10 protein-coding genes and 3 pseudogenes are annotated in these 13,297 nt (G+C 41.0%); 9 read left to right on the forward strand and 4 right to left on the reverse strand.

Annotated features, from left to right (window positions below; genetic code table 11):
* Window positions 1–170: 170 nt before the first annotated feature.
* Both CWC30_RS13320 and CWC30_RS13325 read right to left on the reverse strand, forming a co-directional pair.
* Window positions 171–368 (reverse strand): CsbD family protein, encoded by a 198-nt coding sequence (locus CWC30_RS13320; protein ID WP_008111942.1) that lies wholly within the window; start codon window positions 366–368, stop codon window positions 171–173.
* 312 nt (window positions 369–680) lie between these two features.
* Window positions 681–2,198 carry a DUF3360 family protein gene (locus tag CWC30_RS13325; protein WP_008464416.1) on the reverse strand — a complete coding sequence of 506 codons (1,518 nt, stop codon included), beginning with the start codon at window positions 2,196–2,198 and terminating at the stop codon, window positions 681–683.
* Window positions 2,199–2,686: 488 nt separating this feature from the next.
* Here CWC30_RS13325 and CWC30_RS13330 point away from each other — a divergent pair, with 488 nt between their 5' ends.
* The 4 genes and pseudogenes from CWC30_RS13330 (at window position 2,687) to CWC30_RS13345 (ending at window position 6,776) form a co-directional block, all read left to right on the forward strand.
* Window positions 2,687–2,911 (forward strand): hypothetical protein, encoded by a 225-nt coding sequence (locus CWC30_RS13330; RefSeq protein WP_248473347.1) that lies wholly within the window; start codon window positions 2,687–2,689, stop codon window positions 2,909–2,911.
* A 92-nt stretch (window positions 2,912–3,003) separates the two neighbouring features.
* Window positions 3,004–5,430: an ATP-dependent helicase HrpB gene (gene hrpB / locus CWC30_RS13335; RefSeq protein ID WP_138627330.1), complete on the forward strand. Its 2,427-nt coding sequence runs from the start codon at window positions 3,004–3,006 to the stop codon at window positions 5,428–5,430.
* Between the two features lie 23 nt (window positions 5,431–5,453).
* Window positions 5,454–5,835, forward strand: a pseudogene (locus tag CWC30_RS13340) (heme NO-binding domain-containing protein).
* A pseudogene (locus tag CWC30_RS13345) lies at window positions 5,828–6,776 on the forward strand (sensor histidine kinase). Before CWC30_RS13340 ends, CWC30_RS13345 begins: the two co-directional pseudogenes overlap by 8 nt.
* A gap of 76 nt (window positions 6,777–6,852) precedes the next feature.
* On the opposite strand, the gene CWC30_RS13350 reads toward CWC30_RS13345, so the two are convergent.
* Complete coding sequence (locus CWC30_RS13350; RefSeq protein WP_008108632.1) at window positions 6,853–7,074, reverse strand: hypothetical protein; 222 nt, start codon at window positions 7,072–7,074, stop codon at window positions 6,853–6,855.
* A 191-nt stretch (window positions 7,075–7,265) separates the two neighbouring features.
* Here CWC30_RS13350 and CWC30_RS13355 point away from each other — a divergent pair.
* Together CWC30_RS13355 and CWC30_RS13360 are read left to right on the forward strand one after the other, a co-directional pair.
* A pseudogene (locus CWC30_RS13355) lies at window positions 7,266–7,573 on the forward strand (DUF1499 domain-containing protein); the annotation flags it as partial.
* A gap of 163 nt (window positions 7,574–7,736) precedes the next feature.
* The gene (locus tag CWC30_RS13360; RefSeq protein WP_036983286.1) at window positions 7,737–8,783 is read left to right on the forward strand and encodes an NAD(P)-dependent alcohol dehydrogenase; all 1,047 of its coding nucleotides are present in this window, start codon (window positions 7,737–7,739) and stop codon (window positions 8,781–8,783) included.
* A 54-nt stretch (window positions 8,784–8,837) separates the two neighbouring features.
* Here CWC30_RS13360 and CWC30_RS13365 read toward each other — a convergent pair whose 3' ends face one another.
* Window positions 8,838–10,043, reverse strand: coding sequence for an MFS transporter (locus CWC30_RS13365; RefSeq protein WP_036956818.1), 1,206 nt, complete (start codon window positions 10,041–10,043; stop codon window positions 8,838–8,840).
* A gap of 340 nt (window positions 10,044–10,383) precedes the next feature.
* On the opposite strand from CWC30_RS13365, the gene CWC30_RS13370 reads away from it, so the two are divergent.
* From CWC30_RS13370 to CWC30_RS13380, 3 genes are all read left to right on the forward strand, one after another.
* On the forward strand, window positions 10,384–10,806 hold the full coding sequence (locus tag CWC30_RS13370; protein WP_028835426.1) for a hypothetical protein: 423 nt from the start codon (window positions 10,384–10,386) through the stop codon (window positions 10,804–10,806).
* Complete coding sequence (locus CWC30_RS13375) at window positions 10,803–11,000, forward strand: helix-turn-helix transcriptional regulator (protein WP_013464415.1); 198 nt, start codon at window positions 10,803–10,805, stop codon at window positions 10,998–11,000. The genes CWC30_RS13370 and CWC30_RS13375 overlap by 4 nt, the downstream gene beginning before the upstream one ends.
* An 88-nt stretch (window positions 11,001–11,088) precedes the next feature.
* Window positions 11,089–13,215 carry a TonB-dependent receptor plug domain-containing protein gene (locus tag CWC30_RS13380; RefSeq protein WP_138627331.1) on the forward strand — a complete coding sequence of 709 codons (2,127 nt, stop codon included), beginning with the start codon at window positions 11,089–11,091 and terminating at the stop codon, window positions 13,213–13,215.
* Window positions 13,216–13,297 lie beyond the last annotated feature (82 nt).

The raw sequence follows: 13,297 nt of genomic DNA on the forward strand, positions 1-13,297 counted from the left end.
GCTGTAGATGGCGTTAGTTTTTGAACTCATGATAATCAAGATAACAAAAGGTGATAAGAAAGAAGCCGAATAAGTACCCTATATAAGAAAATGCCAGTCAGTTCTTAACTGACTGGCATTAGCCAATTGGCGGTTTTTATTAGCAAGTAAAGCTGTTAACACGCTTTATATTAATGACCTTTCTCAAAGTCATTTACTTCGCGCTCGGCTTCATCTTTGGATTTACCGTATTTTTGCTGAATTTTACCAACAAGCTCGGTACGGCTACCTTCAATTTTATCTAAATCATCGTTGGTAAGATCGCCCCATTTTTGTTGCGCTTTACCTTTAAGTTCTTTCCAGTTTCCTTCGATACGATCGCTATTCATAATTAGCTCCTTATTAAGAGTGATGATTTTTCATTTTAAAAGCGTTACTAATAAAATGATTTTTAACGTTCACTTATAAAGTTGCAAAGGCTATACCAGAAAGTGAAACGCTTAATATATCAACTGCTTATGCTTTTTTGGTGCGTAAAGGTTTTTAGCTGGTGGCGAGCTTTATAAAAATTCTGCAGGGTGGCTTGTAATTATTTCAGGGACTGTCACTTCAGGGGGGATTATTGCAGGGACACTGTGCTGGTTTTTATAAGTATAAAAAAAGCGAGCTATTAAAGCTCGCTTTGCTGTTTAATAAAGGAATTAATGTCTAAAGCTAGGCATTAGCGCAGGAATGCCTGGCAGCATGCCTACCAGTGCCATTACACCGGTTAATAATACAAACATTATAAGTGGGATGACCCAGCGACTCATTCGCGATAAATCAGCACTTCTTTCTTTACAGCCAATAAGGCCCAAGTTATCAAGTAGCATAGTTAGTGACCAACCAAATGCAGGGTTTACTAGGCTTGATGCAAACACCACAATGGCGGCTGATTGGGTGGTTTTACCTTCACGGGTCATTTCCATACCCGCTTCAAGTAGTGGAATAAACACCCCTACAATTAAGGCAACACATAATACTGGCTGCCAAATAGCTAAGTCCATTGGGTAACCCCAAACACCCGCGATAATACAAAATAACGCAGTTAAAATTGCGCCTGCAGGAATAGGGCGTTTTGCAATAGCAGCAGGAACAATGTAAGTGCCCCAAGATGACGCAAAGTTAGCACCGCCTAATAGCGAGCCAAAGGTTTGTCTTGTTGATGCGCTAAGCATGGTATCGTCGATATTCATTTGTACTTTTTCAGTACGCTCTGGGTAACTAATTTTTTGAAATACTTGATGGCCTAAAAAGTCAGGCGACCACATAGCAACCGCTAAAACTGCAAAAGGAAGTACAACCACAAAGCTTTCTGCTGTGGGTAAGCCAAGCATCCAGCCGGTGTTTTCGCCCCACCAGTACATAGGGTTCATGTTTGGTAAGCCCGGTGCAGTATGAAACTCAAACGGTGCGCCCAATGCAAAAGCAGTAAAACCACCAATTAAACAGCTCAGTGGCACGGCTAACCAGCGTTTTTTGTAATGCTCCAATAAAGCATAAAGTAAAATTGTGGCTAAGATTACGATAAAGGCAATATGGGTCATTTGAATTTCTTCAGCCCATGCAAATAGTTTTTTAACCTGAGAAATGGTACCCACAAAGCCTAAATAGAGAAGCAAGCCACCACATACCCCTTTACTGGTGAGCTTGGCCATGAGACTGCCGCCTTTACTGAATGCTAATATCAATCCAAAGGCACCTATGAGCAAGCCAAAGGCCATAGGGTGTCCGCCTGCGGCAACCACAATAGGAATTAATGGAATGAGTGGGCCATGAGTACCCGCTAAGTTAGCGGTCGGTAAAATAAAGCCAGAAAATAGTAAAATAAATAACGAAACAATTAAAAGTTCGTAGCGTACGTTTTCAAGTACAAAGCCATCACTCAACCCCAAAGGGCCTGCAAAAGTGGCAGCAATGGCTGCAACCATCACAACTTTACCTATAGTTGCGGCCATCGCTGGAATGGTGTCTTCAAATTCAAAGCGATAATCTCTAAACGGTAAATTTGGACGCCAGCGTTTTGGCTGCATAATTTGCAGTTCGTGCTCTAGATAAGCGTCGCGGCTTTCAAACTCAGAGCTGGGTTTATGAAGATTTTCATAGCTATCGGACACGGTTTGAGTATCCGCTCCTGGTATAGCATCAGATGAATTATCATCTAGCGGCTTGGTGGTCATGACTTCTCCTGCAACTTAGTTGCTAACTCAAAATAAAAATACAGCTTTTACAAAGCAAATGAACATTGAGTGCGCAGAGTAAAACAGCTTGCTACAGATTGTAATTAGGCAAAAGGTCGTGCATAGCCCAGCTTAACGCTTTGTAAGTGTTAACAAAAATAGCAAAGGGATGTGTTGTAAATGGCTTGTTAAAGCTAAAAGATATTTAAATTCAATGTCTTATGTTTTTGTTTTTACAGTGTGCTCTTGCCATGCATAATAGCAAAAAGGTCATAAAATCAGCAGATTCAGCAGCAATCATTCTTTAGTCTAATAAAGGTGGCGTTAGCCACTATTTGCTTATTATAAATACAATTAGCCGCAAAGTTGCACAAAAGCTAACAATACTAAGCTTTAACGGAAGGACTATTTTTGGACTCAAGATAGGGTTTTGAAAGGTAATAATAGGAGTAAAGTAAAAATATAGCGCAAAGTGACTAAATAAGAAAATGAGCTCGGCGATAAGCTTACAAAATTTATCAGGGATGAAACGCATTTTATTTGGTTTGTCAGCGCAGCAACAAGCGCGGATTAATGATTCACAGCAAGATGAATTACGTCAACAGCAAGCTTGTTTTAAGCAAATGAGCTTTACCAAAGGCATAGAAGGAATAGTGAGTAATAGGCATCGTGCTGATCAAAATAAGCGCAGCAGCAAGAGGCTAAAACGTTAGACGAAATGATCAGCCAAGCGCATAGTCGTACTCTGCATAAATAACTGCTAATTTTTGCTACAATGGCGGCAAAGTAATTTAGGGTAAATAGCGTGCTGCCGGTTCAAGAAATATATACTTCACTCATTGATGCTTTAAAAGCCAACCCAATCACCTTACTGCAAGCGCCGCCTGGTGCTGGTAAATCAACGTGGTTGCCATTACAGCTTATGCGCGATGGGCATTATAAACACATAGTGATGTTGGAGCCTCGACGCTTAGCTGCACGTAATATTGCCAATTACCTAGCCCAATGCCAAAACGAAACGCTGGGGCAAAGTGTCGGTTTACGGGTCCGAGGTGAGAGTAAAGTAAGTGCGAACACGCGCCTTGAAATAGTCACCGAAGGTATGCTGACACGCATGTTACAAAATGACCCTGAGCTCAGTGATGTTGATTTACTGATTTTTGATGAGTTTCATGAGCGTTCCATCGCAGCAGATACCGCGCTGGCTTTTGCTTTAGAATCGCAAGCGGCACTGCGTGAAGATTTAACTATTATGCTGATGTCGGCCACCCTTGATAGCGAACGCTACACTGGGTTTTTTAATTGCCCAGTAATTGAGTCAAGCGGGCGAAGTTACCCCATTGACGAAATATATTGCCCAATAAAAGATGAAAGCCGCTGGCTTGATGCCATCCCCGCTATTATAAAACAAGCACTCAATGAGCAAACCGGCTGTGCGCTGGTATTTTTACCCGGTCAACGAGAAATACTGCGCGTGCAACAAGCATTGAGCGACTTACCTAGTAACTGCCTAGTCGCCACTTTATTTGGTGAGCAAGATAAAGCCAATCAACAAGCTGCAATAGCACCTGCGCCTCAAGGGATGCGAAAAGTAGTACTGACCACCAATGTTGCCGAAACCAGCTTAACCATTGAAGCTATTCGAATTGTGATTGATAGCGGCAAGCGCCGTGCAGCCAGCTTTAATTTAAAAACCGGTGTAACTGAGCTGACGACTCAAAGTATATCTCGTTCATCGGCAGTACAACGCGCAGGGCGTGCAGGACGAATAGAACCAGGGGTTGTGTATCGTTTAGGTTCAAAACAAACTTTTGAGCGACGAAACAGCCACGATAACCCTGATATTTTGACCTCAGATATTAGCCAACTGATGCTTGAGGCAAAGCAATGGGGCGCAAGCATTAGTGAACTCACCTTACTTGACCCGCCGAGTGAGCAACAATGCAACCAAGCTACCAATTTATTATCTATGCTTGAAGCGATAGATAGCCACGGTAAGCTCACCGCACTGGGGAGTAAAATGTTGGGCTTTGGTGCCGATATTCGCCTAGCGCACATGTTATTAAAAGCGCAAATGCTAGAACCACAGTTAAGCGGAATTTATCGTTTAGCTATTTATTTAGTCGCCTTACTAGAAAGCCGAGTTAGCACTGCCAATGAGCTCAACCTAGCACTGCATAGTCAACAGCAGCGTCCGCATCCTGTGTTTAAGCAACAATTAAATTATTGGTTAAAACGCTTAAAATTTACCGACAGCAAAACAGACTTAAACACCGATCATTTAAGCTTATTAGTGTCGCTTGGCTATCCAGATCGCATCGCTAAAAAACGCGGCAATGGATACTTATTAGCAAATGGCGCAGGGGCCGAGCTAAACCCTGACTACTGGCATAATGACGAATATATAGCTATTGCCAGTATGGGCGGACACAAAGGCGAGCGTATTTTTTCTGCCACGGCGCTAAATCCATTAGCGCTTAAAGAGCATTTACCGCATTTATTCACTGAGTTGACCCGCTGCGAGTTTGATGAAAAAGCTGCTCGGTTTATTCATCAAGATGAAGTAAAACTTGGAGAAATCACCCTTAGCAGCCAACCAAGTAAACATAAGCTTGATAAAACAGAGCGTGCCAAGGCATGGCTTTGTGTGTTTGCCAAACAGGGCTTTTCACTGTTTAACGAGCAAAAAGAAAGTGAGCAGTTACTTATTAGAATGTGCCTAGCCAGCAAATTGATGCCAGAACAATTTCCTGTTATTAATCAGCAGCAGCTCATTGAAACAGCAGGTAATTGGTTAGGGGTATACCTTGAAGATATTAAAACCCTTGAGCAACTTAAAAAGTTTAATTATTTTGAGGCACTACAAAACTGTTTTAATTGGCAACAGCAAAGCGAGCTAAAATCTTTACTCCCACTGCGACTAATAGTACCAAGTGGCTCTAACATAAAAATTGAATACCAACTTGATGGCCCCGCCAAGCTTAGTGTGCGCATGCAAGAAGTATATGGTTTAACCAGTACACCTATGCTAGCTAATGGTAAATTAGCATTGCTAATAGAGTTGTTATCGCCAGGCAAGCGTTCACTACAGTTAACCCAAGACTTAGCACATTTTTGGAATAGTAGTTACCGCGAGGTACAAAAAGAGATGAAAGGGCGCTACCCCAAACATTTTTGGCCAGACGATCCTGTCAATAGCGTTGCCACTAATAGAGTAAAAAGCAGAATGTGATCACGCTTTGTTAATTTTACTTAGTGTTAAATGTTGACCATGCAAATGATGTAGCAATTGCACTTTCTATGTTTATGCCAGAGGTATTGAAGGCCTTTGGAGAGTATTTATTTTCTCACTTAAAGGCACGTCATCCAAGCATTGTTGCTAACTTTAATTGTTTTGCTGATCTCATTATTGGTATTGATAAAGTAATTCATGTTGAAGTAGCTAAGCTTTTTCATGAGCCTAATTTACCTGAAATTGACGCCCAAATTATTGAAGACGGGTTTGTGCGCCGAAGGGCTTATTTTTGGTGCTGCGGCTCATTATGGGGTTGATGCTAAACTTAACCATGCCCAGTGTATGCATGATGGGTTTGATTCGTGTTTAATTGAAATAAAATATGAGACTCCCCATGGCTGAAGACGACTACAATTATAAAAAAGCGCATCTGCGCGAAAAATCAGCCAGAGATCAATTAGAAACCCTACTAGAAGACAAAACACGGGCATTGTTTATTGTTAATTAAGAGCTAAAAGAAAAGCTTGAAACGGTCAACAACCAACAAATAACCTTAATGCAAAGTGAAAAAATGGCCACGCTAGGGACACTCTCAGCTGGGATGCCCACGAAATAAATAACCCGCTAGCTTACATAACCAGTAATGTAGAAAGTATAAAATTTATAAAGCCCGTCCTGGTTTCGTTAATAACGGCGGCTCAACAATTTGTAGATAAATCAATTTCACTATCGCAGTTAGAGTCTATTTTAGTTCAGCTCAATCAAGAGAACGATTTAAGCTTTATTGTGGAGGATATTGATGACTTAGTTGATGATACCCAAGAGGGATTAGAGCGCATAGCTCATATTGTTAGTAACCTTGTCGACTTTGCAAGCCTAAAAGACAATGTAACTGCAATGGCAGATATTACAGAATCACTCAATGGCACACTAAAACTACTCGACAACCAGCTAGGGACGTGTGCTATAGAGTTACACATTGAAAAGTTACCTCTAACACGGTGTAATATTTCATCTATGAAACAAGTGTTTGTAAACTTATTAATTAATGCCAAACACGCCTGTGATAACTTGCACGATCAGCAGGGAAAATAACCATTAAGTTATTCACTAATAAAAATAATATTTACATTGAAGTCGCAGATAACGGCTGTGGAATGGACGCTGATACACTTAAACAAATGTTCGATCCCTTCTTTACCACTAAACCCGTAGGCCAAGGAACAGGCATGGGAATGGCCATTGTTTACAATGTAGTTAAAGAGCATCACGGGTACGTAGACGTTGAAAGTGAAGTTAATAAGGGGTCTTTAATACGTTGTGTAATACCTATTGCTACATAACTTTGTAAGCTTAAAGTTTACAATGTAGGCATGGCTACAAAGTGTGTTGTGGCTATTGAGCGTAGGTATAAGTATTTTAACTCGATACTTCTTGTCCGCCGTGTTGCTCGGCTAAATCATCAAGTTCGGCAACGGTATAATCAAATCCGCTTTCGTCGTATTCGTAGCTTACTTTAACGCTGTCGCCGCCATTAAAAAGACGTGTTTTTACGTCATTGACTGGCCAATCTTTTAATTCGTGTAAAAAGCGGTTTGCCACTTGTGATGACTCAAATCGATAACTAATCTCTGTTTTCATAAATAATAATACCCTGATAATTTTACCCCCGTAGTTTGTTGATTTTTACCAAGGAGTCAAGTTATCTACTTTAAAAGGGCAATAAATTATGACTTTATAGATACTTATCGGTCATAGTAATCTAAATTGGAGTGTTAACAGTATAAAGCTGTTTAAAAAACAATAACCATATAACAATAACGGAGTAGGCAATGAAACATTTAGTGAGCTTAGTTGGGCTTATCGCATTTTTAATGGTGGTATTACCGGGGCCTCTTTATAAATTTAATATGGTTGAGCTAGGTACTGCCTTTGCCGGTTTTAGATTAGGCGTTTATCTAGGTGGGGCAGCATTAGTTTTATTATTAGTTCAAGTGCTATTCATGCGTAAAACAGTGAGCCTAACCAGTGCGTGAACACGGTTTTTTTTGCAGCTGTTGCGATTGCAATGCCGATTAACATGATGAATACAGCAAAAAGTGTTCCGCCAATTCATGATATTTCTACCGATTTAATTAATTAAGACACTGATTGAAGAGTTAAATGCTGTTGTTGTGGAATAATTGAATACTAATAAACAGCTCTTGCGTTTTGCAGGGCTATTTGCAGTTGCACATGATCAGCTTATGTTCATAGCTGACAATGCATACTGTTGATAATTTTTAATAAACTATGGAGTTATTATGAAAACAGTCGGATATGCAGCAAAAAGTCAAGGTTCTTTGCTTACAGAGTTTTCTTTTGAGCGCCGCGATTTACGAAATAACGATGTAGCAATAGAAATTTTATATTGTGGTGTGTGCCATTCAGACTTACACGCAGTGCGTAACGACTGGGGGGGTAGTAATTACCCATTAGTTCCTGGGCACGAAATTGTAGGTAAAGTAATATCAGTCGGTAGTGATGTAAAAAAATACAAACAAGGCGATACCGTTGCCGTAGGGTGTATGGTTGACTCGTGTCAAAGCTGTGACCAATGTGATAATCACCAAGAACAATTTTGTCGTGAAGGCATGGTCGGTACTTACAGCGGGACCGATAGAGTTAACGGCGAAATGACTCAAGGTGGTTACTCTAAACACGTTGTAGTACGCGAAGAGTTTGTATTATCAGTGCCTGAAAACTTAGAATTATCGCGCGTGGCGCCGTTACTTTGCGCCGGTATTACTACTTATTCACCGTTACATAAATGGGGTGTAAAAACAGGTAGCCGAGTTGCTGTGGTAGGCCTTGGTGGATTAGGTCATATGGCGGTTAAAAATGCAGTAGCAATGGGTGCAACCGTTACTGTTATTGGTCGTACTGAGTCTAAAAAAGAAGATGCAATTAAGCTCGGCGCACAGCATTATTTAGTATCAAACAATGATGATGAAATGAAAAATGCGCAGTCAGCGTTTGATGTCATTATTGATACCGTGCCCGTAAAGCATGACTTATCAATTTACACACCGCTACTTGATATCGATGGTACCTTGGTTATTGTTGGCCAAGTAGGCCCAGTAGATGAGCTAAACACAGTTCCTCTTTTAATGGGGCGTCGTCGTGTAGCCGGTTCGTTAATTGGCGGCATTGCAGAAACACAGCAAATGCTTGATTTTTGTGGTGAACACAACGTACTGCCAGAGTGTGAAATGATCAACATAGACGAAATTAACACCGCTTATGAGCGTATGGAACGCTCTGATGTGCGATACCGTTTTGTTATTGATATGTCATCTATTAGCGTTTAATACGCTAAAGAGTAAAATTTAAAAAGAGCCGCTTAGCGGCTCTTTTTGTTTTTATTAACAAGGCTGTGCCTGTTTAGTTTTGTTGCCGCTAATTTGTATATAACTAAGCAGCCACATTAACAGCCCACCTAAAAATAAAGCCGCAGCAACATAGCCTGTTTGATTTGGCGCTGCCCCTTTTGCAATAGCAATGCCGCCAACCCAAGGGCCAATAGCATTTGCAATATTAAACGCACACTGCACTAATGCCCCAATCATGGCGTGGCCGTCAGGTGATACATCCATTAATAGCGTTTGCACTAAGGTTGATAGTCCTAAGCTGCAGCCAATAAAAAATATAACCGCATACAGCAGATAAATATTATAGCTGGCACTTACATATGCAAATGCAAAAACAATAGTAGAGGCAAGCGTAAATCCGGTGGTTTTTATCGCTGATTTATCGGCAGCTTTACCTAGTACGTAATTACCGAGCGTAGAGCCAATACCAAACATCACCATAGCAATTGAAATTGTATAGGGCGCGCTCTGAGTGACCTCTAAGATCGTATCGGCCACATAGGTATAAATACAAAATACGCCACCAAAGCCAATAATAACAATCCCTAATATTGACCAAACCAGTTTGTTTTTTAGCACCCCTAATTCGTTGAGTATATTAGAGGTATGGGTGTTTTTAACATTAGGCACCACGTTATACACAAAAATAAAGGCAATAAACGCCAACACCCCAGCCGCAGCGAGGCAATAACGCCAACTAAGATTTTGCCCAACCAATGTCACCACCGGCACACCAACGATAGTGGCTATGGTTAAGCCCATAAACACTTTTGACATAAAGCTAGCGCGTTTTCCTTGCGGTGCTATATCAGAGGCCAGTAATAACGCGGCACCAAAATAAGCGCCATGGGGAAGGCCACTTAAAAACCTAAACAGCACCAGTTGTTCTAACGATGTCGCTAATGCACTTAAACTGTTTGAAATACACATTAAGCTTAAAAATAATAATAGCGCTCGTCGTTTTCGCATATTTGCCGTTGCCAACATTAAAATGGGTGCGCCAACCACCACCCCAAGAGCATAAGCACTAATAGCATAACCACTTTGTGACGGGGTACTGCCAAAAGCCTCACTAATTAATGGCAACATAGGCATCATAGAAAATTCAGATAACCCCAAAATAAAAGTACCCAACGCCAGCACAATTAAAATAGCGGTTCTATTGGGCTGACCCGACGGCGATGTAGTATCAACGGCCATATAAATCCTTGAAGATAATAAATAAAATTTAATAACAAACTAAACGCCAGTGCGCTTAAAAATAAAGCACACACGCTTATTTAGTTGAATGTGGAAATGAGGAGTAAAGAGGCGTGCATTTTAAATTAAAAGCTCACTTTCGTCATGGACTAAACCATAATTTAAGATGAATAAAATTTAACTTAAGCCAACCAAAGGATGGTTAAGTAAGTTCAGCAAAGTATTAACGCAATCAAAAATAAGCAGTGTTAAATTTAAAATGTAATGTTAACTTGACTTTTTGTAATGCATGAATGATATTTGTAAAGTAAACATTACTTTTAAAAACAGGATAAAGGCAATGAAAGCAGAATTAAATTTAAAACAACGCCAAATTAAAAATACCAGTTACCTAGCTAAATGGACCTTAATATGGCTTTTTACTTTAGCTATTTGCAGCTTTGGCCCCACTTTAATCTGGGATCGTTCAGCGCTAATTAGTGGCTTTTTTATTATTATAAATTTGGCTGCTGGCGTAGGGATGATTTTAGCCAACAAGCGCTATTTGCAAGGCATGGATGAATTAATGCAAAAAATACATCTCAGTGCCATGGGGTTTACCTTAGGTGCAGTGTTAGTAGGCGGGCTGGCATACACCAATTTACAATTGAGTGGTTTAATTGATTTTAAAGCGCAAATACCCGACTTAATGTTTTTAATGGGGGCGGTGTATTTAATTAGTGTGTATGTGCTTAATAAACACTATTGCGCAGGTGATGAATGAAAAATAGATTAAAAGTGTTAAGAGCCGAGCATAATTTCACTCAAGCAAAGTTGGCCGAGCTGTTGGATGTATCGCGCCAAACGATTAATGCCATTGAAAAGGGCAAGTTCGATCCCAGCTTGCCACTGGCTTTTAAGGCCGCAAGGTTGTTTAAACTTAAAATAGAAGACATTTTTGATGACGAACAGGGTTAAAAATTAACAAAGTGCGACAATATGTCGCGCTTTTTAACTTGCCGCAGCACGTATAATTTACCCACAAAATTTTTGTGGTAAATCAATAATGACTGATAAAAAAAATCCTTTAACCTCCTATTTATTATCGCCTTTGGCACTTGTTATAAGTGGCGTACTATCGCCTGTTGCCTTTGCAGATGACGCCTCAATTGAAATTATTGAAGTACACGGTCAAGCACAAAACAAACACCTATCGTTAGGTTCATCTGAATCGTTATTAACTGATTTAGGTGTGGACTTTTCAACCGCCGGTGGCATGGCTAACTTACCTGTTTTAAATGGTTTAATGGGCGATAGAGTGGCGGTACTGGTCGATGGAGCGCAAATCACCGCCGCCTGTGCCAATCAAATGAACCCGCCACTGTCGTATATTTCAGCCAATCAAATTAGTAGCTACAAAGTGGTTGCGGGTATTTCTCCGGTAAGCGCGGGAGGCGATAATATTGCAGGGGTGATCGCGGTTAATTCTATTTCGCCTCAGTACAGTGAAAGCAAGCAACTTGGCTGGCACTCTGGCTACGTATCAGCCCAATACAATACACTAGATAACGGCAAAAAGGTCGGCGCGGGCATGCGCATTGCCAGCGACGTATTCAGTTTTAATTATCAAGGTGCGTTTAGCGATGCTAACAGTTATGAAGATGGTAACGGCGATTTAGTGCTCGACACCCTATACCGCGCGCAAAACCATAGTTTAAGTGCTGCCATGCGCGATGATAAGCAACAATTAGTGGTTAAGCTAAGCCATCAAAAAATACCCTATCAAGGCTTTGCTAACCAATATATGGATATGACAGATAACACCAGCTATGGCGCTGTTGCCCAGTATAAGCGTGCTTTTACAAACAGTGAGCTTGAAGCGCAGTTAAATTGGCATAGCGTAAAGCATGAAATGGGCTTTTTCAGCGCAGAAAAAACTGGAAAAATGCCAATGAAAACCGACGCCGAAGATATAAGCACTCAGTTAAAATGGCAATTAGCGCTTGATAACAACAGCCAGTTATTACTCGCCCAAGAGTACCATTATATGAATATTGATGATTGGTGGCCTGCGGTTGAAGGCTCAATGATGATGGGGCCAAATGACTACAACAATATTAATAACGGCCGGCGTCAGCGTATTGCCTTGCTTGCTGAATATGAAAGCCAATTAGATACTCGCTGGTGGTTCAATGCAGGCGTTCGATTTGAAAATGTAATAACCAATACCGACGACGTACAAGCATACAACGCAGGTATGGCCGCTATGAGTGCGATGGCCATGGCGATGCCAAGCGATGCAATGGCCGCTAAAGAGTTTAATGATCAGAATAAAAAACAAACAGACAACCTAGTCGATGCAAACGTGCTGATTAACTATCAACTAAGCAATAATGACGAGTTACAAATTGGTTTAGCTCGTAAAAATCGCGCACCTAATTTATACGAACGTTACAGTTGGGGGGTGGGCAATATGGCCACCACCATGATAGGTTGGTACGGCGATGGTAATGGCTATATTGGTAACATTGCTCTTAAACCTGAAACCGCGCACACGCTAAGTACCACTTACACCACTATGGCAAAAGACGATAGCTGGCGTATCAGTGCCAATGCGTGGGTGAGCGATGTAAATGATTATATTGATGCCAACAGAGTAAGAAGCTTTAACCGCACAGTGCTTGCTGCCAATACTCGTAATGTACTTATGTTTAATAACCTAGATGCCACGCTTTATGGCGTAAAGCTAGATGCGGTTGCTACTCTGCACGAGTCTAAGCAGTATGGTAGTTGGTTATTAAAAGCTAACATTACCAACACCCGTGGTAAGCGCGACGATACCAATCAGCCGCTTTATCAAATTAAGCCACTGCAAACCCAATTTGGGATTAACCAGCAAATAGGCCGCTTTGAAAACTCACTCACGTGGCAGTGGGTCGATAGTAAAACCCGGGTAGATAGCAACCGCCTAGAAAACCAAACCGAGCAGTATCATTTACTAAACCTAAGCTCTAAAGCCAGTTGGGATGCATTGACCGTGAGTGTTGATATTACCAACCTGCTTGATGAGTATTATGAATTACCACTAGGCGGCGTAAGTATTGCTGAGTTTAAACAAGATTCAACGCAGGGATTCAATCAATTAGCAGGGCAGGGTCGCTCTATTAATTTAGCTATGAGTTACGCGTTTTAAAGTGAGAGAGTAAGTTAGTATCAGCCGTCAGATCCGATTTTAGGTTAATCGAGTCTGACGGTTTAAGTTGAGAAAGTTACTT

It is taken from the genome of Pseudoalteromonas sp. S4741 (assembly GCF_005886135.1).
GTDB lineage: Bacteria > Pseudomonadota > Gammaproteobacteria > Enterobacterales > Alteromonadaceae > Pseudoalteromonas > Pseudoalteromonas tetraodonis.

What these genes read in the sequence shown, in the direction of transcription:
- CWC30_RS13320 (WP_008111942.1), bottom strand. Translation starts at nt 368, where the DNA reads ATGAATAGCGATCGTATCGAAGGAAACTGGAAAGAACTTAAAGGTAAA.
- CWC30_RS13325 (WP_008464416.1), bottom strand. Translation starts at nt 2,198, where the DNA reads ATGACCACCAAGCCGCTAGATGATAATTCATCTGATGCTATACCAGGA.
- CWC30_RS13330 (WP_248473347.1), top strand. Translation starts at nt 2,687, where the DNA reads ATGAGCTCGGCGATAAGCTTACAAAATTTATCAGGGATGAAACGCATT.
- CWC30_RS13350 (WP_008108632.1), bottom strand. Translation starts at nt 7,074, where the DNA reads ATGAAAACAGAGATTAGTTATCGATTTGAGTCATCACAAGTGGCAAAC.
- CWC30_RS13360 (WP_036983286.1), top strand. Translation starts at nt 7,737, where the DNA reads ATGAAAACAGTCGGATATGCAGCAAAAAGTCAAGGTTCTTTGCTTACA.
- CWC30_RS13365 (WP_036956818.1), bottom strand. Translation starts at nt 10,043, where the DNA reads ATGGCCGTTGATACTACATCGCCGTCGGGTCAGCCCAATAGAACCGCT.
- CWC30_RS13370 (WP_028835426.1), top strand. Translation starts at nt 10,384, where the DNA reads ATGAAAGCAGAATTAAATTTAAAACAACGCCAAATTAAAAATACCAGT.
- CWC30_RS13375 (WP_013464415.1), top strand. Translation starts at nt 10,803, where the DNA reads ATGAAAAATAGATTAAAAGTGTTAAGAGCCGAGCATAATTTCACTCAA.
- CWC30_RS13380 (WP_138627331.1), top strand. Translation starts at nt 11,089, where the DNA reads ATGACTGATAAAAAAAATCCTTTAACCTCCTATTTATTATCGCCTTTG.